Here is a 21,976-nt window from a genome sequence, read left to right as displayed (position 1 = left end):
TTTTTGCTCATGGTCGGCCTTTATTGGATATGCGCCTGCGGTTTGCTGCCGGCGGGCGCCGTTATGATGCTTAGGCTTTCAGCCTGCTTGCGACGGCTTCGGTCTGTCGTAGACGTTCGAGATCTTCCTCGCTCGGCAATTGCGGTCGATCGCGATCGCGGTCGACAATGCATAGAAAACCGAGCGGTTCTTCGGAGGTTGCATGAAACTGGTGGAATGTATTGGGCGCGATGTAAACGCAGTCGTGCAAGCCGACGGGCTCTACTCGATCCTCTAAGATGACCTCGCCGGCGCCCCGGATAATGATCACCGAGTGGGTGTGCTCGTGTTTCTCTAAGGTGGAATACCCCCCGGGTTGGACTTCGAAATAACGGGTTAGCGCGTTCAGCGCCTGCTCTCCGTCGCCTTCGCCCAGCAGGGTTTGCCGTGTGATGTCCTTGAAATGGCTGCCTTCGGTTTTGTATTCGCGTAAGTCGACGCTGTTCCAGCGATAGTTATTCGCGCGAACGATTTTCGATGCGTTGTCGCCCATATGAAAGATACCTCGCGGGCTTGGTTTAGCCGATGGCTTCGCGCAGCGCTTGTGAAGCGCCGCGTAGGTCGCCTTGTGCGTAGAGGCTTCCGCCAATCAGCAAAATGGTATCGATTCCGTAGCGCTCGATCCATTCCGGCGCGCGCTTAACGTCCATGCCGCCGCCCGGCGTTGGGAAGCTCGGGGCGATACCTGCCAGCGGTTGTCGGAGGCGGGTATTGATAAATGCACAGGTTGCCAAATCGAAACCGAAGCGGCCGCCCGCGTTGGGATAAATAGAGGCGTCGGCGCGGCGAGCCGGAACAGATCGCCGAGAAAGAGGCCGGGGGCGATCGAGGCGGCACCGGTGAAATAGCTGCCGGTAAAGGCCGGATGGGCCATCAAGGCTAAACCGTAGCGGTCGCGCGCAGCACGCATCGCGTCGAGCCCGGTTAACCAAGGGCTGATGAGGACGCCCTTGCAACCGGCTTGTGCCGCGGCTGCGAGCCTTTCCTCCAGTACGCCAGGGCCGGCGGTGACATTCGGAAAGTAAAGGCTCGCGTTTCCTGTTTCCGCATTGGCGCGGGTAACCGCTTCCTGGCAGCGTTGCAGCCGCTCGCGAAACGGCGCGCTCGGTTGGTCGGCGAGTCCATGGTCGTCCTTGATAATATCGATACCGCCTAACGCGAATTGGTAACAATGTTGTGCAAGTTCGCTGGCCTTTAAGCCGACGGGTTTCAGTGCGGTCGCTAACAGGGGGCGCTGTTGGACCTGGCAGAGTTGTCGCAGGCCGGCGACGCCGAAGGCGGGGCCGGCAAATTGTTCGGTTAAAACGGTCGGCCAGCGAATATCGACGATGCGCAACCCGCCTTTTAAGGAAATATTGCCGAACAATACGTTAAGGCACTGTGTTAACTCGTTACCGATCACTTCCAGCGGATACGCTATCGTGGCCGTATAGCAATCCGCCGACACGGCTTCGAGCGCGACGATTTCTCCTACGACCTGCTCCCGCAGGGCTTCCGGAACGCAGTCCCAAGGCAGCTCGACAGTTTGCTCAAGGGCGATACCTCGCGCTTTTTCTTCAGCGGATTCCCCTTCGCTTAGGTGCAGTTGGTAACTTACCAGTAGACGTTCGGTCACAAATGAGCTTCCATCTTACGCGTTTGGGCAGTGGCGGGGCATTATACCCGTAACTTCAGGTTACGTGCTTAGCGGGCCGGCTACACCGGTTAGCGCGCCCTTGTCGCATTGTTAAAATTCCCGCGCCGACGACGAATGCGGCCCCGCGGAGCAAATCAGGTTTCATGACAGGGCGATCCAGGCTCGGCAAAGGGACGCATTCTATCCCAGCGAAAACCTCGCACAACGCTCTTGTCCGCCGCCGAGGTGTCGGGGAGCATTCGGTTGCTTGCTACGGGCATTCGATTACTCGTATTTTTCGGCAATCATTACATGATTAGGGCCGTGTTGCTTGGCCCGATAGAGCGCACTTTCCGCGGCGGCCAAGAGATTATCGCCTTTTGCGGCATGGCGCGGGAAATGGGCGATGCCGACGGCAAGGCTGATGCGGGGTAAGGTGCGGCCTTCGTAGCGAAGGTCCAGCTCTCTTACGAGAACCTGTAATTGTTGTGCGCGACGCAAGGTATCGGCGAGAGGCGCTTCGGGCAGTATCACGACAAATTGTTGGCCGCTATATCGGCAACAGACGTCGGAACCGCGGAAAGAGGCTTGAATCAAGCCGCCCAAAGCGCGCAGGACCTGGTCGCCGGCGGGCAAGCCGTAACGTTCGTTGAAAGGGCGGAAACGGTCGATATCTAACAGAATCAACCCTAACTCAAGCTGTTTGCGAACGGCACGGTGCAATTCGCGGTCCAGTGTGTCTTCCATATAACGACGATTGAAGAGGCCGGTCAGCGGGTCGCGGGCGCTATCCCCCGCCAGGCGTTCCTTGAGTATTAAACCGCCGAGGCCGGCTTCGATAGCCACCGCAAAGGCGTGAATGGTCGCTTGCTCCGGCAGCGTTTGCGTTTGTTGCTCCACACTCCAGAGGCGCAGCTCCCCGATGTCGATACTGTAACCGTTGAGCGGAACCGTTAGCGAGGGAGGGGCGAGGCTGGTGCCGCTGTCTTTCAATAAGTGCGTTCCGCTTTGGCCGAGGCGCCAGGCGCCGGCAATACGGGTAGAGCCTTGGGCGCTACGCAGGCCTAGCGTGCCTTGCGTATGGGGAAAAGCCGATGCTAAGGCATCGGTTGCCGTGAGTACTCCGTTTGCCACATCGGGTTGAATGACCAGCTGCCGCAGCAAGGCCGTCGGCGAGATCGCGTCCGTGCCGGTCGCCGCTGCCCGGGTCAGCTCGAGGTGTAATGCCCGATCGATATTGGCCAATGCGGAGCTCGCCTGGTCGCGTTGCTTTAGCAGTTCAGCAATCGCATTAAGGGGTGGCTCTGGCGGCGTTGTACTCATAGCGTTGTCCATTGCTGAGTCGTTAACGGCGATCTCGATTTGGGTTGCCTTTACATATCGGCCGAGATTGCGTTTTTTGATCGACCCACTGCTGCAATAGTCCGGCGATGTGGCCAAGGAATGGCCAAGCCACGACCAGCTGAGTAAATCCTAAGGTGGCTATGGGGTTGTTCGGTTGACCCAGTCCGCACTCGGATTGCGGCGTTAAGCCGGTGAAGCGAACCATTTCCTGTTCAAGTTGGCACATGGCGTCGACGGGAATGATGCCGTCAACGTGCACCACGTTAACCTGACGCCCCCAGTAGCTGCTGGGGACGTTCGCCAGCATGAACGGGAGCGCGTCGTGTTTGGTCATGCCGTTGAAGTCCACTGGGAGATAGAGCGCCGGTAGCGGGACCGTCGAGGGCGAGACGATGACTTCCATGTGATAGCAGTTCTCGGGTAAACGTCCTTCGTACTCTTGGACTGCCAGCGAGGCCAGCTCGCTCTCATGCACTTTAACGATGACGTCGGCATGCGTCTTTTGAAAGTCCACCCAACGCTTATAAGCCACTTCTCGGCGCTGCATCTCCCGCTTTACTTCTTCTGGGTCGTAGCCGCGGCAGTTGACGTCGCGCTCCAACTTCCAACGCCATTTCACTTCCCGATCCGAGTCGACGAACAGGGTGAAATCGAAGTAGGGTAGAAAGTTAGGATACAACGCATGCAAACCCTCGACCAGAATAACGGGTTTGGGTTGGACGAGCTGCGGTTCGTCAAACAGGCCTGTTTCATGATTGTATACGGGTATTTCAACCGCTTGGCCGGCGCGCAAGGTCCGTAAGTGCGATTTGATCAGCTTTAGATCGTTCGCCCGTGGGTCGAGCGGCGAGCGCCCGCTGATCTTGCGCATAGCGCGATCTTCTTTGTGGTAGCCGTCGAGCGAAATGGCCGCCACCATGTCTTCGCCTAAGAGACGGCGAATGCCTTGGCTGTAAGTCGTTTTACCGCTGCCGCTATCGCCCGCTACAGCGAGCAAAATGGGCCGTTGCGCATGTTGTAATAAAGCGCGTAGGTTGTTGCGCGGTGCCGTATTGGGGCGAATGTCTTTTGGCATGCCTGGATCCCTACCTCGGTTCGCACCCCTATGTGCGCTTATGTGCCACGGCCGAAAACGGCGGTCCGCCTATATACCTATATACTCGCGCTTGCCAGCAGGCTGGGTAAGAGGTGAGCGCTAGCCGAACCGGTCTTGGATCATTGTGGGCACGGCGTATTGTATGTCAAACGGCGAGATGGTTAAAAACTTATCGACTGGCTGAGTCTACGACAAGCGCTGACCGCGGCTTTAGACGTTTGGCGCGGCTTGCCTGGGCCGCGCTGCAACGGTAGCTTTAGCCGACCGCCAGGCGACCCTGCCGGGGGGCAAGATAGCGACAGATCGGGCAGCGAACTGCTTCTTTCTGGCTGTTGCCGCATTCCCCATAGTTTGTAATGCTGCTTAGGCATGGCATTTATTCAAGAAGGAACATCAATGAGCGAAAAAACCACCGATCTGTGCGATGATTTCTCCGATCAACTCCGCATTGCCAGCCCGATTTTTCAAGACTACGGTGGTCGACGTTTATTCAACGGGCCGGTGACGACAGTCAAGGTTTTTGAAGACAACTCATTAGTGCGGGCGGCTTTGGAGGAGCCTGGCGACGCTCGGGTGTTGGTCGTGGACGGCGGCGGTTCCATGCGCTGTGCGCTACTGGGCGATCAGCTGGCCCTGCTTGGGCAAAAGAATAACTGGGTCGGCGTGATCGTTTATGGGTGTATCCGTGACTCGGCCGATATTGCACAGCTGGATATCGGTGTCAAAGCGCTCAACACCCATCCGCTGAAGAGCGTAAAAAAGGCGTTGGCGAGCGGGACGTTCCGGTTACTTTCGCTGGTGTCACCATTCAGCCCGGCGATTATCTCTACGCCGATAGCGACGGTATTGTCGTGGCCGAGCGTGCCTTGGCAGTAAGCGCGGGATAAGCATGCCTTGGCATGCTGAGCGGAAGTGGCTTTATCGGTGTCGAACTTGGCAGGCTGCGATCGCGTATAGTCGGGCTTCGGGCGGAGGATGGCTTTCCGGAACCCAAGTTTCCGCCTATATATAGTAAGTAGGTAAACTAGCGCTGTGGGTGTCTTACTCAGCGCTGCTACGGAGTGGAGGGGGTGGTATGGATAATCCCATTAGCGAAATTCTGGAAGCTAAACAGGGCCAAGTATACGCGGTGTCCCCTGATGCTACGGTGACCGCCGCCGTACATTTAATGAACGAGAAGAATATCGGTGCGGTTGCCGTCGTCGAAGACGGCAAGCTGGTAGGGATATTCACGGAACGCGATGTGCTGCGGCGGGTGATCGACCGCGATCTCGATCCGGGAGCGACGCCGTTATATGAAGTCATGACGCGACAGTTGGCCTTTGTCCGCCCGGCGACGACGGTTGAAGAGGCGCTAGTTATCGTAAAGGCGAAGAACTGCCGCCATTTGCCCGTCATGGAAGGCGACGCACTGATCGGTATGATATCGCTCCGCGACCTGACCAACTGGATCGTGGACGGGCAGGAGCATAGGATCGCCGAGTTGGTTGAATATATCAGCGGTAATTACGGCCGCTTACCCAATCTAAGCTCTTAGTAGCCATGGCAGAAGAAGGCGTCCGGCTGGACAAATGGTTATGGGCCGCCCGCTTTTTTAAAACCCGACGGCTTGCGGTAGAGGCTATTAGCGGCGGAAAGGTTCACGTGGACGGTGTCCGCGCCAAACCCGCTAAAACTGTTCGTGTAGGCAGTGAGGTTCGGATTCGAAAGGGGCCGTTCGAACATTGTGTATTCGTGCGTGAGCTGTCTGAGCAGAGAGGCCCGGCTGCCGTTGCCCAGACCTTGTATGAGGAAACGGCAGCAAGTAAGGAGGCCGTTGCTTCCCAGCGCGAGCAGATGAAGTTACAGGCCGCTGGCCAGTTGCGCGCTGCCGGTAAGCCGAATAAACGAGATCGTAGAAATCTACAGGCATTTAAAAAGAACCGTCTGGAGTAAGGCGTTGCCTTTACTCCAGACGGTTTGCCGGCAGTTATGCGCCGGTGCCAAAGGGGCGGGTGACTGTATCCGGTGAGGCATCTGGGTCGACCGCGAGATCGGTCTCTATGCGGTCGATGGCCGGTAATTGGCCGATTAGATTGTAGAGGCGCTCTTCCTCTTCGGCCGAGTCTACCGATCCCGATACATAGGCCACGCCGTCTTCAACCGTCACCATTACATTTTGCTGGTCGATCTGTAAGTCGTCGATCAGCATATCGTTAATGGCTTCTGTTAGTTCGTCGTCGTCGGTGATGGCGGCCGCTTCGGCTGGGTCGATCGCCGCTTGATCGGGGTCCCGTGCTTCCAACTGTTGCCCGGCACCTCGCTCATGATGCCAAGCGCCGTCGGTGACAGAATGCTCCTCGTACTGCTCTTCATACATCTCTTGCTGTGCCTGAGCGGCGGCAAATGGAAGCACTGCCGCAGAAATCAGTGCGGCGGCTAGGGTGCTTCTCCGAAGCTTCATCGCAACCTCCTTGTCTTTTCGTTACCGTGCGGTTTCTGTCCGCGCAAGTTCTTAAACTCCTGGGCGGGTCGGCTGCGGGAGACCGCACCAACCCCTTAACCGAACATACGAAAACCGCAGATCGGCTTGTTTCTAGGGGGTAGGTATGAATATCAGCCGTTTAAAGCGAAGAAGAAGAGCTGGGTGTCAGTTTATGCAATAGCGGGCTATTCCTTCGGCGAGTAAATGCGCGCGCTAAACCGCCCGCCGGCAAGGGTCGCCGCAGCAACGATCCACGTTTTCGTTGCTGCGGCGGCCCTTTATGGTCGAAAGCTTGGGTTTCTCACCATCCCGGGGAGGGCCGAGTGTCCCGCTCCCGCGCCTCGTCGTTCCAAGTGGTTCCAGGCCCTGCCTGGCCATTTTGGCCGGGACCGGGCGTGTCTTGCGGGGCGGGTTGGCCTGGAGCGCCCGGTTCGCCGGGGGTGGCGGGTTGCCCCGGAGAGCCTGGTTGGCCAGGCGTCCCCGGCTGGCCGGGGCTGGTATCCCACACCGTATCTTCGTCCTCAAGCGTTCCCCAGTCGTCCTGGGGCGGTGGCCCCGGTTGTGTGTCCGGAGTGGTCGGTTGTTGGCCGGGAACTTGTTGTTGCCCGGGCGTAGGTCTGGGGCCTTGCGGAGTCGCTTCCGATAGGTCTTGATCCCATGTTTGCGGTTGACCTTGTGGGCCGGTCTCCGGCGGCTGCCCTGGGGGCATGGGTTGGGGTGGTCCGGGATCGGTGGGTTGTTGGCCGGCTGGCGGGCCTCCGGGGGCTTGTTGCGGGGCCGGACCCGGTTCTTGTTGGGCGTATACCGAAGGTGCTGCAAGAGCGCCTGCTAACACGGCGATAGCGACCCAATGGCGAGGGTTCGACGACATTTCCAACTCCTAAAATGGATAACCACTGAATGGCTGCCAATATGGAGACGATTAGGTCGGCTTAAAGGGGAGGGTGCGATTCGATAAGGAGGGAGGAGTACTAGTGAAACGAGGTACTAGTACTCCCTTAACGTTACGCTGACATGCTTGACGCCTTCGACGGTTTCGGCAAGCTCGATGAGTTGAATGGCAGCTTGAAAATCGGGCACATAGCCGCTGATGTGAACCTCGCCCTCTTGAGTCTGAATATTGAGATTGGTGTTACGTAAGTTATCGACGGTCGCTAGTTTTTGATAAATAGCGTCGGTAATAGCCAGGTCCTGTAGGCGTGCCTGAGCGGCGGCGGTAATCAGTTCCGGGTCTTGTTCGGGAAAGGCGTAGCTGGGCTGAGGAACTAGCGCCAGCGTCAGAAGTAAGAAGAGGCCAGGAATCAGGTCGTGCATATTCAACCTCCGGACCAAGCTACCGCCTAGGGCGCGGCAGCAGACAGGTTCTTCTACGGCATCAAGGTGTGGGCACAGAAGAGCGGAGGCAATATGCCGCGGATAACGAAATACCGGTTGAGCGGTAAGCTCAATGAAAATCGCGCGACCGGGGTGCAAGTGTGCCGAGTAATGCGCTGTAGTCTTCTAAGCGGCGGGCGATGAGATGGCAGATTTCGCCCTTACGTTCCCAAACGCCGACAACGCCAAGTAAGCGAGCGCTGAGTAAGATTTTCCGTTGTCGCTCTGCCAGGTCTTGCCATACGACAACGTTAATCTGTCCAGTCTCGTCTTCTAGCGTAACGAAGGTGACGCCGCTGGCAGAGCCGGGCCGTTGACGGTTGATAACAATGCCCGCCGTACGGACCAGCTGTCGGTGGCCGCTGCTTTGCAGCTCGCTTGCGCTGCGCAGGCGTTGTTGCTGTAGCCAAGGGCGTAGTAGGGCGAGTGGATGGCGGCCGAGGCTAAGGCCTAGGCTGTGATAATCGTCCCGGATATCTTCGCCTTCTCTCGGTGCGGAGAGCTTAGGGGGCGTTTCGATGATGCGGCTGTCGGCCAGTAACGGCTGGGCTGGCTCCCGGCCTAGCACCGACCATAAGGCGTTGCGCCGATGGCCGCTGAGGCGGTAGAGCGCACCGGCTTGCGCTAAAGCCGTCAGTTCCCGCTTGTCCAGTTGCGCTCGACCGGCGAGATCCTCCAGATCGTTGAAAGCGGCCTTGAGTCGAGCCTTAGCGATGCGTTGCGCGGCGGCAGCGGACAAACCTTTAATGAGCCGCAAACCCAGACGTAGCGCAGGTCCGTCGTCGTTTTTTTCCAGCGTGCTGTCCCAGTCGCTAGCGGTTACATCCACGGGCCGGACTTCAACGCCATGTTCTCGTGCGTCGCGTACCAGTTGTGCCGGTGCGTAAAAGCCCATCGGTTGACTGTTTAGTAACGCGCAGCAAAAGGCGGCTGGTTCGTAGCATTTTAGCCAAGCCGAGACGTAGACCAGCAACGAGAAGCTGGCCGCGTGAGATTCCGGAAAGCCATACTCGCCAAAGCCCTGTATTTGGCGGAAGATTTGGCTGGCGAACTGTTCGTTGTAACCGCGTGCGCTCATCCCTTCTCGGAGGCGGCGCTCGAAGGGCCCTAAACTGCCGCGTCGACGCCAAGCCCCCATAGCGCGTCGTAAGCGGTCGGCTTCGTCGGGGGTAAAGCCGGCGGCGACAACGGCTAGTTGCATGACTTGCTCTTGGAAAATGGGTACGCCTAGCGTGCGTTCGAGTACGCCGCGCACGGCTTCGGAGGGGTAAGTCACCGGCTCCAAACCTTCGCGCCGGCGCAGATAGGGGTGAACCATATCGCCTTGAATCGGGCCGGGGCGGACCAACGAGACTTCAATTACCAAATCGTAAAAGCAGCGGGGCTTCATCCGCGGCAGCATTGCCATCTGCGCGCGCGACTCGATTTGAAAGACACCGATCGTATCGGCTCTTTGAATCATTTGATAGACGGCGGGGTCTTCGGCCGGTACGTTAGCGAGCGTCAGTTGCTTCTCGTGTTGTTCGGCAATTAAGTCGAACGCTTTGTGAATGGCTGTCAACATCCCTAGCGCCAGGCAGTCAACTTTTAGTAAACCGAGGGATTCGAGGTCGTCTTTATCCCATTGAATGACGGTACGGCCTTCCATGGCGGTATTTTCTATCGGTACCAGCTCGTTTAACGGTCCGGCAGAAATCACGAAGCCGCCGACGTGTTGCGATAAATGGCGAGGAAAGCCCAACAGCTCGTTGCTCAGCACCAGTAGGCGTTCCAGCAACGGGTTGTCGTTCGGTTCGAAACCTGCCTCGCGCAGGCGCTCAGGGTTAATGCTTTTGCCATCCCACCACTGCATGCTCTTGGCTAGCCGATCGATACGGTGGGCGTCTAGCCCGAGCGCCTTGCCCACATCGCGCAAAGCGCTACGGGGGCGATAGCTGATGACGGTCGCCGCCAACGCCGCCCGGTGACGGCCATATTTGCGATAAATGTACTGAATGACCTCTTCGCGTCGTTCGTGTTCGAAGTCGACATCGATGTCCGGCGGCTCGTCGCGTTCGCGCGAGACAAAACGCTCGAATAATAAATTCAGGCGCGACGGATCGACCTCGGTAATACCAAGGCAAAAACAGACGGTAGAGTTGGCAGCCGACCCTCGGCCTTGGCATAAAATGCCGCGCGAGCGGGCAAAACGGACGATATCGTGCACGGTTAGGAAATAAGGCTCATACGCCAGCTCTCCGATTAAGGCCAGTTCATGTTCGATTTGTGCTTTGACCGTTTCTGGAGCGCCGTGCGGCCAGCGTCTGCGCATGCCTTGTTCGGTGAGCGCACGCAAATGCTGGGCGGGACTATACGGGGCAGGTACGAGTTCGGCAGGGTATTCGTAGCGTAGTTCGTCCAGAGAAAAGCGACACCGTTCGGCGATTGCCAACGTTTCCTCTAGCAGCTCCGGCGGGTACAAACGAGCCAGCTGAGCTCGTGTCCGCAAATGACGCTCGCCGTTAGGGAAAAGCCGCTTGCCAAGCTCGGCGAGCGGTTTGCTTAGCCGGATCGCGGTTAGCGTATCTTGCAGAGCGCGGCGGCCGCGCCGATGCATATGAACGGCCCCACAGGCCGCTACTGGCAGGCCGAGCCGTTTACCGGCCCGGTACAGACGGTGGTGGCGGAGATCCTCGCCGGCTTCGTAGAGTATGCTGACGCCGAGCCAACCCCGGCCTTGGAAATGACGCCGAAACCACACCAGGTCGCGGGGACGAGGTTTGCCTACCAATAGTGCCAGACAATCGGGTGCGGCATTCTCTACATCGCCCGGCTCCAGGCGATAGCTGCCTTTGCGACCGGCTGTACGGGCTAAGCTGATCAGTGCCGAGAGCTGTGCGTAAGCGTGACGGTGAGGCGCCAGCAAGACGAGTTGCAAATGCGTATTTAGCTGAAATTCGCTGCCAATAATGAGGGGGAGCTTATGCGATTTAGCGGCCTGATGAGCCCGGACGACACCGGCCAGCGAACATTCGTCGGTTATGGCTAAAGCGCGATAGCCCAACTCTGCCGCCCGCGCAACCAGCTCCTCCGGATGCGAGGCGCCGCGTAGGAAGGTGAAGTTGCTTACGCAGTGCAATTCGGCGTAAGGCGGAGCGGAGGTCATAACGGGTAGTTGATCCTGTGTTTTTATACAGTATAAGGGTCAGCTACCCGTCAACTCAATGCGGATTTCGTCGCTCGGAGAGAAAGTCTTTTAGAATCAGTCCTGTGTGCGTGTTTTTTGTGGCGACGTGTTCGGGTGTGCCGGCGGCTACGATCTCGCCGCCGCCGTCTCCGCCCTCCGGGCCGAGGTCTAACAACCAGTCGGCTTCGGCCATCAGGTCTAAGTTGTGTTCGATGAGGACGACGCTATTGCCGACCTCTACTAGGCGGTGCAGAACCCGGATGAGCTTTTCGACATCCGCCATGTGCAGGCCGACCGTCGGCTCGTCCAGCACGTATAGCGTGTGCGGCGGTTTGCGCCCTTTAAGATCCGGGCGTGCCTTGGCCAATTCGCTCACGAGCTTGATGCGCTGCGCTTCGCCGCCCGACAAGGTGGGGCTGGGTTGGCCGAGCGTGAGATAGCCAAGCCCGACATCCTGCAGTAATTTTAACGCATGATGTACGCGGGGCACGGCACTGAAGAAGGCGACGGCTTCATCGACGCTCATTGCGAGCACATCGCCCACCGAGCGCCCTTTGTAGAGCACGGCCAGTGTTTCGGGCGTAAAGCGCTGTCCGCGGCAAAGCTCGCAGGGGACGCTAACATCGGGCAAGAAGCTCATTTCCACCTTCTTGACTCCCTGGCCGTCGCACTCGGGGCAACGGCCGTCAGCCGTATTGAAGGAAAAGCGGCCGGCGGTATAACCCCGTAAGCGAGCTTCTTCGGTTTGCGCGAATAGTTTTCGTATATCGTCCCAAAAACCGATGTACGTGGCGGGGCAGGAGCGTGGCGTCTTGCCAATCGGCGTTTGATCGACTTCCAAGACCCGATCTATTGCCCGCCAGCCTTCCAGCGCGCTGCAATGACTGAGCGGGCTTTCGCCCTTGCTGCTCAGGAGTTGTTTAAGATTGCGTTGTAAGACGCCACGGACTAAGGAGCTTTTCCCCGAGCCGGAGACCCCGGTGACGCAGTTAAGCCGCCCGAGCGCAAAGCTTGCGTCGACTCGTTTTAGGTTATGCAAGTGGGCGCCGGCAAGACGTATGCATTGTTGGGCAGCGTCTCGACGTTGGCCTAGCAGCGGGTGGCGTAGCGGCGAGGCCAGGTAGCGTCCGGTCACCGATTGGGGGTTGGCTAATAAATCGTCTACCGTCCCGGCTGCGACCACCTCGCCGCCGCGAACGCCCGCACCGGGGCCGAGGTCGATGACGTGTTCGGCACGACGGATGGTGTCTTCGTCGTGTTCGACGACGACAATGGTATTGCCTTTGCCTTCCAGGCGGCCGAGGGTATCTAGCAACATGCGGTTATCGCGCGGATGAAGCCCGATAGTCGGCTCGTCCATGACATAGCACACGCCTTGCAGATTAGAGCCGAGTTGGGCTGCCAGGCGAATCCGTTGCGCTTCGCCGCCGGAGAGCGTCGGTGCGGCGCGGTCGAGGCTTAAATAGCCGAGCCCGACCTCTTTCAGGAAACTAAGCCGAGCCCGTAGTTCGGGCAGGATATCGCGGGCAATACCGGCCTCTCGACCGCTAAGTTCCAGCGCTTGAAACAGGGCTTGTGCCGCTTCCACCGACAACGAGGTGTAGGCATCGATGCCGCGGCCTTGAAAGCGTACGGCCAGCGCTGTGGGGTTGAGGCGTTTGCCGGTACACGCTGGGCAGGTGCTGTCCTCTTCGACCTCCCGCCAAGCGCTCTCTTCGCCGGTCTGCTCGCTATCGAAGCCGGCGATTAACTGCCCGGTACCGTAACAGGTATCGCACCAACCGTGTTTCGAGTTGTAGGAAAACAAGCGCGGGTCAAGTTCGGGAAAGCTGCGATGGCAGCAGGGGCAGGCTCGTTCGGTGGAAAATAAGCGCTCTTCTCCGCCGGCGAGTAGCTTCACCGTACCTTTACCGTATTCCAGGGCGCGCCGGAGTAGGGCGGCGGCGGTTTCTTCGCGCGCCGGATCGACCTGAAAGCGGCCGACCGGCAGCTCGATATCGTGTTCTTTATAGCGATCCAGTTGTGGCCAGTCGTCGGTCGGGAAGCGTTCGCCATCGACCCGTAGCTGGCTAAAGCCTTTGGCGGCGGCCCAGAGCGCTAAGTCTTTGTATATCCCTTTGCGGGCGGTAACCAGCGGCGCTAGTAGTTCTACGTCGTTGCCCCGATGCGATTTTTGTATATGTGCAAGGATGGCATCGCTGCTTTGAGCTTCGATAGGCACCTCGCATGTTGGGCAATACTGCACGCCGAGTTTGACGAATAAAAGCCGTAAAAAATGATACAGCTCCGTCATGGTCGCCACAGTGCTTTTACGGCCGCCGCGGCTGGTGCGTTGTTCGATAGCAACCGTTGGCGGAATGCCCTCGATAGCGTCCACGTCCGGCCGCGATGCCGGCTGTACGAATTGGCGCGCATAGGCATTGAGCGATTCCAGGTAACGTCGCTGACCTTCGTTAAACAAAATATCGAAGGCAACGGTACTCTTTCCGGAGCCGGATAAGCCCGTGATTACGGTTAGTTTTTCGCGCGGGATATGCAGGTCGATGTTCTTTAGGTTGTGCTCGCGCGCATGATGGACTTGAATGGCCGCCGCGCTAGGCGCGCGGCGCGGCACGCCGGTAGGCGTAGCGAGGGCGGCCGGCTCGCGCAGCGATACCGCGGCCTGCAGATAGTCCTTTAAAGCTCGACCGGTATGGCTGCCCGCGCAATGGACGATTTCCGCTGGCGGGCCGGCAAATAGCAGCTCGCCGCCGGCATCTCCGCCTTCGGGGCCAAGATCGATGAGCCAATCCGCCGCGGCTATGACATCGAGGTTGTGCTCGATAACGAGTAGCGAATGGCCTTCTTTGATCAAAGTTTGGAAGACATCGAGCAGAACTCGGATATCTTCGAAGTGCAAGCCGGTGGTCGGCTCGTCGAACAGAAACAGCAGCTTGTCGCGGTAGCGCCGGTTACCCGTGTTCTTCGCCAGGTGGCCGGCGAGCTTTAACCGCTGAGCTTCGCCGCCCGACAGCGTCGGCACCGGTTGGCCAAGGCTGAGATAACCCAATCCAACCGCACGCAGCGGCTCCAGTACTTTGAGGACGTCTTTCTGGTCGCGGAAGAAGTCGCAGGCTTCGGTGACGGTCATGGCAAGCACATCGGCAACCGATTTCGGGTCCGCGTCGATGCCGGCTGCCGGTGCTAGCTTGATCTCCAGTATCTCCGGCCGGTATCGGCGGCCGTCGCAATCCGGACAGCGCAGATAAACGTCGGAGAGAAACTGCATCTCGACGTGCTCGAAGCCGTTGCCGCCGCATGTCGGGCAACGGCCGTTGCCGGTGTTGAAGCTGAAGGTGCCGGCAGTATAACCGCGGGCGGCGGCCTCCGGAATTTTGGCAAATGCTTTGCGGATAGCGTCGAAGGCGCCGACGTAGCTTGCGGGGTTGGAGCGGGTTGTACGGCCAATGGGGGACTGATCGACCATGACGACCTCGTCGATGTCCCAGTCTCCTAAAATATCGTCGTGCTCTCCCGGCGGTTCCTCGGGGCGACCTCGCCGCTTAGCTAACTCGTTAAACAGGATATCCCGCATCAGCGTGGATTTGCCCGAACCGGAGACGCCGGTTAAACAAACCAGTCGGTTCAGGGGGATCTTGACGGCGATATTTTTCAGATTGTGCTCGCGCGCGCCCACCACCTCCAGCCAATTCTCCGCTGTCGGGCGCGGTTCGCGCGCGGGCGCTACACGCCGCCGACCGGCTAGGTAATCGCCGGTCAGCGAGTTTGGCGCCTGTAGTAATTCCTTGGGCCGGCCGTAGAAAACGATCTCGCCGCCGTGTTCGCCGGGGCCGGGGCCGATATCCAGAATACGGTCGGCGGCAAGCATGACTTGCGGATCGTGTTCGACGACCAGCAAAGTGTTACCGGCGTCGCGTAGCCGCAGCATGATTTCGTTAATCCGATTCATGTCTCGCGGATGCAGACCTATCGAGGGCTCGTCCAACACAAACAAGGTATTAACGAGCGAGGTTCCCAACGCCGTGGTGAGATTGATGCGTTGTACTTCGCCGCCGGAGAGGGTGCGAGACTGGCGATCCAGGGTGAGGTAGCCTAGCCCGACCTGACACAGGTAACGCAGGCGGCTACGAATGCCGTCCAATAGGATCTCGGCAGCCTCGTCCATCGGTGCCGGTAGGCGCACATGTTCGAAAAAGTCGCGGACCCGGTCCAACGGCAGCAGCATAAGGTCGTGCAGCGAGAGGCCCGGTAAGCCTAGAAATGCGGCCTCCGGTAACCGGCTGCGACGGGGCGGAAACGCTGCGCACGATCTATCGCACGGTCGGTATCGTCGAATTCGCCGACTCGCCAGAGCAGGGCATCGGGTTTTAAACGGGCGCCCCCGCAGTCGGTACAGGTATCGTAAGAGCGGTACTTCGACAGCAGTACCCGGACGTGCATCTTATAACTTTTCGACTCCAGCCAATCGAAATAAGCCGCTACACCGTACCAACGGCCGCCGCCGTCGATGACCCAGCGTTTATGCGCTTCCGGCAAATCGACCCAAGCCACGTCGGTTGCGACGCCCTCGGCCTTGGCATACCGCATCAGGTCTCGTTGGGCGCTGGCATTGCTCTTGGTCTGGAAAGGCTTGATGGCGCCCATAGCCAGGCTTTTATTGGCATCCGGAATAACAAGCCGATAGTCGATACCCATGGTGCGACCGAAGCCGCGACAGGTTTCGCAAGCGCCGACGGGGGAGTTAAAGGAAAATAAGCTTGGCGTTGGGTCGGAGTAGGGAATATCGCAGTCGGCGCAGTGCAGTTCGGAGGAGAATTTCCAGGTCGCCTCCGGTTGTCGGTCATCGTCGAGCGGGTAAACCGCGATGCGCCCGCGCCCATGCCGCAACGCCGTTTCCAACGCTTCGACGATGCGGTCGCGCCGATCGGTTGCGAGCCGCACGCGGTCCTGAATAACCTCGATTCTCTCGTCGGTAGCCGTATGAACGCGCGTATAGCCTTGCTTCGCCAGCTCCGCCTGAATCGTTTCCTTCGACATCCGTTCCGGCACGCCGACGCTGAAGGTAATCATGGCCCGCCGGCCTTCGCCTCTGGCGAGTAAGCGTCCGAATATACCGTCGGCATTATCGCGCCGGACATGGCGTCCGCAGCTGCGGCAGTACAACTTGGCTGTGCGGGCAAAAGTAGTTTTAGATGATCGTTAAGCTCGGTCATCGTACCGACGGTGGAGCGCGAGCTGCGTACCGGATTAGTCTGGTCGATCGCTATCGCCGGAGGAATGCCTTCGATACGCTCGGCGGAAGGCTTGTCCATCCGATCGAGAAACTGCCGCGCATAGGGGGAAAAGGTCTCGACATAGCGCCGCTGGCCTTCCGAGTAGACGGTATCGAAGGCGAGGGAGGATTTGCCGGACCCGGACACGCCGGTGACCACGATCAGCTCCCCGAGGGGAAGGTCCAGGTCGAGTTGCTTGAGATTATTCTGGCGAACGCCTTGGATGCGGATCGAGTCGGACATGGGTTTCCGGAGGCTTCAAAGAGTAGGCAATATAACACGCTTGGCGTCAGGCTTGAGTTGCCTCAAGAGTGCCCTTCACCAGTCGAGTTCGTCGAGCTCTTCAAACTCGGAGCGAGGTGCCGCCCCGGCTGCCGGAGCAGGTGTGGCAACCGGTTCTTTCGGTGCTTGGGCAGCAGGGGCCTGCTCAGGCTTATCCTCGTCGGGTACTGTGCCCTGGCGTGAGGCGCGAGGGCTTAGCACGATGCCCCGTTCGCTGAACGTGTTACCGTCGCGGCCGGTAGGGACCATTAGCGGCTGAGGCTGAGTCGTGCGCCCATGGACGCCAAGCGATGCCGGACCGTTACGATCGCCTTCTTGGGTAGAGGTGGTCGTTGCACACCCGCTAATGCCGGCCGCGCTTAACAAAGCAATCCAGCTTAGCCGTCGAACCCTATGTGAAAGATGCGTTTTCAAACGACCCGTCCAAAAAACAGTCCGTAGTGTCGGTATTTTCCAGCAGGAAACCGTCGGAAGGCTAACGGGAGAGCTCATAAGCGTCAAGTTATACCGTCACACATGCCGTTATGCTTCAGTGCTTAAACGACTGTAGGCTGCCTGAGTATTGCGGCTATCTCCTGTAAGCGTCTCATGTCCCTAGAGGGGAGGAGGGCAGCCGTCGTTAGTAACGACGTTAGCAAGCTGCGCTTTTCTCGTCCATTGGGAGTATTGCCTAATTAGCTTTAATGCGAGCATTTTTACGTACATACACAACACGCAGAATAGTCGTGCTTGCCCGCCCCTGGTGGGCTGGCCCCATTTGCGGGTTCAGAGCCCGGTTGGCTTTGCTATCATACGCTAAAATTTTGCGTGTTGCTAAATTAGACAGGGAAGATAAGCTTTTGAAAAAGCTATTGGTTTTTGCGCTTTTGCTTGTGGTTGCGCAACAGTGGTATCGCGCTGATCGTGTGTCGATCGATGCCGCTGCCGTCGATGTCGACGATGTCGTGCTTTATTCGACGCAATGGTGCGGATACTGCGACCAAACACGCCGGTTCTTGGACAGTCAAGGCGTGCCGTATACCGAATACGATATCGAGCATAATGCCTATGGCAGACAGCGTTACGACCAGCTGAATCCAACCGGCGTCCCGCTACTTGAGGTTCGCGGGGCAATCGTGCGGGGTCATAATCCGCAAGCGATTGCGCAGGCACTTTCATCGTCGCGGGATTAAGCCGATGTTTAGTTTGGCCACACAAGGTCTGGAAGGACAAAGCGTTATTCTCGAGCCCATCGCGCAAAGTCACGTGCCTGGTTTATATGAAGTTGGGCAGGACAGTGCCGACTGGGCTTATCTGCCGATTCCAGGGCTGACTTCGCTGGCCGCCGCAGAGCATTGGGTCGAGCAGGCGCTGGCGTTGAGAGAGCGGGGCGAGCAGATCGCCTTCGTACTGACCCACCCCCGCGACGGGCGCGTCATGGGTAGTTCGCGCTACCTTAATATTCGTGCTCAACATCGAGGCGTGGAGATCGGCTATAGCTGGTTAGGGAAGGCTTTCCAGCGTACGGCTGTCAACACGGAAGCAAAATTTCTGCTGTTGCAGCATGCGTTCGAGCATGCCGGAGCTCTTCGGGTCGAGTTTAAGACGGACTCCCGTAACCTTCGGTCGCAAAGGGCGTTGGAGCGGTTGGGAGCGCAAAAGGAAGGCATCCATAGGCGGCATATGATCGCGCAGGGCGGCTATATCCGCGATTCGGTGTTTTACAGCATCACCGACCTGGACTGGCCAGAGGTTAAGCGTCGTCTGACGCTGAAGATGAAGGTGCCTACATGAACGCCCGGACAATGGATAAATTTCTTGCTAACACGCCGGTTGTCGATTGGACGGCGCCTGCCGTGCGGGAGCAGGCGCATGCCCTTGCCGGTAAGGCGCAAGATCCAGCGTTTGTGGCCGAGCAATGTTTTCGTTGGGTCCGCGACGAGGTTGATCATAGCGTCGACGTGCAGCGCCCGGAAGTGACCTGTAAGGCGTCCGAGGTTCTTGCCGAGCGGGTTGGCTTGTGTTACGCGAAAAGCCACCTCTTAGCGGCTTTGCTAAGGGCAAACGGTATTGCCGCAGGATTTTGCTACCAAAGAGTTCGCATGGACGGTCCGGACTCCAATTGGTGCCTGCATGGATTAAATGCGCTATACCTTAATGAGTACGGCTGGTACAGAGTCGATGCGCGAGGCAATAAAGCAGGTATTTACGCCGAATTTTGCCCGCCCGCCGAGCGTCTGGCCTATGCGCCGGTGGCGGGCGAGGTGGAGGATGTTCCGGGCGTTTTCGCAGAGCCTATGCCGGTTGTGGTCGAGGCTTTGTCGCGTTACGACTCGCTTGAGCAATTGTTAAATCACCTGCCTGACCTCAATGTTTAGGCAATGCTGATTGATGAAGCCTTAATTTAGTCACAAAAACGCTAAGACGGAGGCATTTAGGAAGCGGGTACCGGAAAACGCCGGCTGGCTTGCAGAGCTGTCGAAGATTAGACGGCGGGCAACGCTACAATGGCCAAAAATTTACAGGGAAGGTAAAGCAAATGAGAGTACGCATCGAAGCGTTATGTAGATATAAAAAAGCTCTGTGTTTCTGCGGATCGTCCACAGCGCCGAGCCTTGTGAGCAAAAACACTTAAATGTGCGTTGTTTCCTTGAGTAGGCGCTGTAGATGTAGACACTTCAGCGCTCCAAATACAAAATCCACTAACAGAGCCGGGTAGCTTCATGTCTTTTGGCCCATTTCATTCTGCTATCGACGGGAAGATACGTATTGATGCGGAGCAAGGCAGCCGCTTCGCTAAAGAAGTTGCTGGGGACTTCAACCCGATCCACGACCCCGAGTCCAGCCGGTTCTGTGTGCCGGGCGATTTGCTGTTCTCGCTGGTTCTGAACCACTATGGAATCAGCAAGAACATGACCTTTGAATTCAAGGGGATGGTTGGGAAGGATGTGGGGTTGATCTTTCCGGAGGCGGAGCCGGACGGCATCTTCACCATAACCGATGCTGCCGAAAAACGTATCTTCAAGTGACACGTTCTGGCGAGATCTCGCAAGATGTTTCGCTGGCGGCCCAGTTTGCGCACAATTATGTCGCTTTCTCCGGCCAGAACTTCCCTCATTTACTGGTACCGCTAATGGCCAAACATGGGGTTATGATTAACCCCGATCGCCCCCTGGTTGTGTACGACAGTATGTCCTTTACCCTGAACGAGCTGGAAATCGACGAGCCAAGCTTGGAACTAGTCGACTCCACGCTCAGTGCCAACGGCAAGCGCGGCGAGGTTGTGTTGGGATTTCGCATCGCCTCTGCCGGGCGGACGGTAGGTACGGGCAGGAAGACATTACTGCTAAGCGGGTTGCGTCCGTATAACCGGCCGGCATTGCAAGTTCTGATCGACCGTTATTCCGCCAAGCGCGACTCCTACCAATTGGTGGCCAGTTAAAATACTACGTTATTGCCTGGCGTTCCCGGACCGCCGCCCAAGCTTGCGAATACTTGCTTGGGCGGCGGTCCGGGAACGTGTGTCGTGTGTGGTTCCGATGCAGGCGATGAGTCGAGCGCTAGCGTTCGATGCCTTCTTGGCACTTGGGATTGCAGTGGTTTTTTGTGAGCGGTTCTCTTCTTTGCCCGTTATGTCACAGCGCAGGTGCGGCTATTTTTTATCGAGACGGCGCACGCTGCTATTGGCGTTGCCAGTGCTGTTCGCTCGTTTTCCTCGACCCTATGGCGCGGCCCGATCCGGAGCGGGAGCTAACAGAATACTTGCTCCATGAGAACGATCCCGCCGACCTCGGCTATCGTAAGTTTCTAGCGCCACTGACGAATGCCTTGCTAGAGCGGGTTCCGATTGAGGCATGCGGGCTCGATTATGGCTGCGGCCCCGGGTCGGCAGCGCCGCCATGTTGGAAGAAAAGGGCAGGTCTGTTGCCCTTTACGATCCCTTTTTCGCCCCCGACCGAGCCGCCCTGCAAACTCAATACGATTTTCTCGTATGTAGTGAAGTTGCCGAGCATTTTCATCAACCGGCAGAAGAGTTCGTCCGGCTGAATAGCTTATTGAAGCCGGGCGGGGTGCTCGCCGTGATGACAAACTTGCTTGCTCCGAGCATCGATTTCGGCGGTTGGCATTATCGCCGCGACCCTACTCATGTCGTTTTCTACACCGAGCCGACGATGCGTTGGTTGTCGAAAAGACATGGATGGCGGTTAGAGCGTCCCCATAAGCGCGTCACACTCTTTTGGAAGCTCTAAGGCTGACCCCAGAACAGTAGCAATACCGGCCTGTCGCGAAACCGTCGCCCTGTTGAGCGGTAGCAGCCGCCGCCTGCTTGAGTATGCAGTCATTATGTGTAACAGCTTCACATAATATGCTGACGCAGTGTTATCCTTACCGATACCCCGCCATGTTAGAGAGAGCAAATAGGTGCGATCTGAAGCGATTGTGCGTTGCGCGCCTTGGTTAAAGGTGTTTGTGGACGCCCTTCCCATAGCGTTGGTGGCCCTTGCCATCGTTTTTCTTGCTAAAGCCTTGGAGCCAGCCCCAGAGCCTTACCGCCTACAACCGGTCGAATTTGACGCAGTAGAAGCATTGGAATCGTATTTTCAAGCGCTTGACTACGCTTGGCCGCCGCAGAACGGAGTCCCTCGGGTTGGGGTTGCCAGGTTTCCGGAAGGATTGGAGAAAGCGTCCGTGAATGCTCGGAAGGAGCTGTTTTTTCGTGTTATGACGCCTTTGGTGTTAGCCGAGAATGCGCGAATTCGCGAGAAACGAGCACGTTTGCAAACCCTATTAAGCCGGGACCGCTTGGCGGCGAACGGTCAACGCGAGCTGGAGGAGCTGGCGGCGCGTTATCGGATCGAAGGCGATTTGCATAACCCTGAGGTTCGCGAGCAACTGTTGCGGCGAGTCGACGAAATCCCGTTAGGTCTGGCATTAGCCCAGGCAGCGAAAGAAAGCGGTTGGGGAACCTCGCGGTTCGCCTTAGAAGGCAACAACCTGTTTGGCGTTTGGACCTGGGACGAAACGCAAGGCATGGTGCCGATCAATCGGCCCGAGGGCGCGACGCATTTAGTGCGTATTTTCCCCGATCTGCAAGAAGCGGTAAGGAATTATATGCATACCCTCAATACCGGCCGCGCCTACTATCCCATGCGGATGGAGCGGCAGCGCTTAAGGATCCAGGGGGAGTTATTGGATCCGCTGCGGTTGGCCGGTGGTTTGGAGAGCTACTCCGAACGCGGAGCGCCCTACGTTCGCGAGCTTTGGGTGCTGATTGCCAGCAACGGCTTACACCGTTTGGACGAGTATCGGTTAGCTCCGCACGAATAGGGGGGCGAGGTCTCTT

16 protein-coding genes and 3 pseudogenes are annotated in these 21,976 nt (G+C 58.0%); 9 read left to right on the top strand and 10 right to left on the bottom strand.

Features of this window, described 5'->3' with window-relative positions:
* Nucleotides 1-70 precede the first annotated feature (70 nt).
* The 4 genes from CAI21_RS11535 to CAI21_RS11520 all read right to left on the bottom strand — a co-directional run bounded on the left by CAI21_RS11535 (nucleotide 71) and on the right by CAI21_RS11520 (nucleotide 4,073).
* Nucleotides 71-532 (bottom strand): cupin domain-containing protein, encoded by a 462-nt coding sequence (locus CAI21_RS11535; RefSeq protein ID WP_116302421.1) that lies wholly within the window; start codon nucleotides 530-532, stop codon nucleotides 71-73.
* Between the two features lie 96 nt (nucleotides 533-628).
* Nucleotides 629-1,654, bottom strand: coding sequence for a RuBisCO large subunit C-terminal-like domain-containing protein (locus CAI21_RS11530; protein ID WP_258868258.1), 1,026 nt, complete (start codon nucleotides 1,652-1,654; stop codon nucleotides 629-631).
* Nucleotides 1,655-1,939: 285 nt separating this feature from the next.
* A complete protein-coding gene (locus CAI21_RS11525; RefSeq protein ID WP_181919384.1) occupies nucleotides 1,940-2,977 on the bottom strand; it encodes a GGDEF domain-containing protein in 1,038 nt (345 codons plus the stop codon).
* Between the two features lie 22 nt (nucleotides 2,978-2,999).
* On the bottom strand, nucleotides 3,000-4,073 hold the full coding sequence (locus CAI21_RS11520; protein WP_116302419.1) for a phosphoribulokinase: 1,074 nt from the start codon (nucleotides 4,071-4,073) through the stop codon (nucleotides 3,000-3,002).
* Between the two features lie 390 nt (nucleotides 4,074-4,463).
* On the opposite strand from CAI21_RS11520, the pseudogene rraA reads away from it, so the two are divergent.
* The 3 genes and pseudogenes from rraA to CAI21_RS11505 all read left to right on the top strand — a co-directional run bounded on the left by rraA (nucleotide 4,464) and on the right by CAI21_RS11505 (nucleotide 6,029).
* Nucleotides 4,464-4,981: pseudogene (gene rraA / locus CAI21_RS11515) on the top strand (ribonuclease E activity regulator RraA).
* A 188-nt stretch (nucleotides 4,982-5,169) separates the two neighbouring features.
* The gene (locus tag CAI21_RS11510) at nucleotides 5,170-5,631 is read left to right on the top strand and encodes a CBS domain-containing protein (RefSeq protein WP_116302418.1); all 462 of its coding nucleotides are present in this window, start codon (nucleotides 5,170-5,172) and stop codon (nucleotides 5,629-5,631) included.
* 5 nt (nucleotides 5,632-5,636) lie between these two features.
* Nucleotides 5,637-6,029, top strand: coding sequence for an RNA-binding S4 domain-containing protein (locus CAI21_RS11505; protein ID WP_116302417.1), 393 nt, complete (start codon nucleotides 5,637-5,639; stop codon nucleotides 6,027-6,029).
* Between the two features lie 34 nt (nucleotides 6,030-6,063).
* Here CAI21_RS11505 and CAI21_RS11500 read toward each other — a convergent pair whose 3' ends face one another.
* The 6 genes and pseudogenes from CAI21_RS11500 to CAI21_RS11475 form a co-directional block, all read right to left on the bottom strand.
* The gene (locus tag CAI21_RS11500) at nucleotides 6,064-6,537 is read right to left on the bottom strand and encodes a BON domain-containing protein (protein WP_116302416.1); all 474 of its coding nucleotides are present in this window, start codon (nucleotides 6,535-6,537) and stop codon (nucleotides 6,064-6,066) included.
* 322 nt (nucleotides 6,538-6,859) lie between these two features.
* Nucleotides 6,860-7,429 carry a hypothetical protein gene (locus CAI21_RS22890; protein ID WP_147305102.1) on the bottom strand — a complete coding sequence of 190 codons (570 nt, stop codon included), beginning with the start codon at nucleotides 7,427-7,429 and terminating at the stop codon, nucleotides 6,860-6,862.
* A gap of 116 nt (nucleotides 7,430-7,545) precedes the next feature.
* Complete coding sequence (locus CAI21_RS11490) at nucleotides 7,546-7,872, bottom strand: BON domain-containing protein (protein ID WP_116302414.1); 327 nt, start codon at nucleotides 7,870-7,872, stop codon at nucleotides 7,546-7,548.
* Nucleotides 7,873-8,002: 130 nt separating this feature from the next.
* Nucleotides 8,003-11,077 (bottom strand): error-prone DNA polymerase, encoded by a 3,075-nt coding sequence (locus CAI21_RS11485; RefSeq protein ID WP_116302413.1) that lies wholly within the window; start codon nucleotides 11,075-11,077, stop codon nucleotides 8,003-8,005.
* A gap of 55 nt (nucleotides 11,078-11,132) precedes the next feature.
* Nucleotides 11,133-16,614 (bottom strand): annotated as a pseudogene (uvrA, locus tag CAI21_RS11480) (excinuclease ABC subunit UvrA).
* A gap of 75 nt (nucleotides 16,615-16,689) precedes the next feature.
* Nucleotides 16,690-17,067, bottom strand: coding sequence for a hypothetical protein (locus CAI21_RS11475; RefSeq protein WP_147305101.1), 378 nt, complete (start codon nucleotides 17,065-17,067; stop codon nucleotides 16,690-16,692).
* 425 nt (nucleotides 17,068-17,492) lie between these two features.
* Here CAI21_RS11475 and CAI21_RS11470 point away from each other — a divergent pair, with 425 nt between their 5' ends.
* The 6 genes and pseudogenes from CAI21_RS11470 (at nucleotide 17,493) to CAI21_RS11445 (ending at nucleotide 21,960) form a co-directional block, all read left to right on the top strand.
* Nucleotides 17,493-17,825, top strand: a complete 333-nt coding sequence (locus CAI21_RS11470; protein ID WP_181919383.1) for a glutaredoxin family protein — start codon at nucleotides 17,493-17,495, stop codon at nucleotides 17,823-17,825.
* A 4-nt stretch (nucleotides 17,826-17,829) separates the two neighbouring features.
* Entirely contained in the window at nucleotides 17,830-18,426 is a 597-nt protein-coding gene (locus CAI21_RS11465; RefSeq protein WP_116302410.1) for a GNAT family N-acetyltransferase, read from the top strand.
* Entirely contained in the window at nucleotides 18,423-19,010 is a 588-nt protein-coding gene (locus tag CAI21_RS11460) for a transglutaminase-like domain-containing protein (RefSeq protein ID WP_220348045.1), read from the top strand. The genes CAI21_RS11465 and CAI21_RS11460 overlap by 4 nt, the downstream gene beginning before the upstream one ends.
* Before the next feature lie 345 nt (nucleotides 19,011-19,355).
* Nucleotides 19,356-20,074, top strand: a pseudogene (locus tag CAI21_RS11455) (DUF3581 family protein).
* Between the two features lie 412 nt (nucleotides 20,075-20,486).
* Nucleotides 20,487-20,882 (top strand): class I SAM-dependent methyltransferase, encoded by a 396-nt coding sequence (locus tag CAI21_RS24875; protein WP_258867986.1) that lies wholly within the window; start codon nucleotides 20,487-20,489, stop codon nucleotides 20,880-20,882.
* 172 nt (nucleotides 20,883-21,054) lie between these two features.
* The gene (locus CAI21_RS11445) at nucleotides 21,055-21,960 is read left to right on the top strand and encodes a glucosaminidase domain-containing protein (RefSeq protein WP_116302409.1); all 906 of its coding nucleotides are present in this window, start codon (nucleotides 21,055-21,057) and stop codon (nucleotides 21,958-21,960) included.
* Nucleotides 21,961-21,976 lie beyond the last annotated feature (16 nt).

The organism is Alkalilimnicola ehrlichii (assembly GCF_003399765.1).
Taxonomy (GTDB): domain Bacteria; phylum Pseudomonadota; class Gammaproteobacteria; order Nitrococcales; family AK92; genus AK92.
This window is presented reverse-complemented; position numbering and strand designations above follow the sequence as displayed.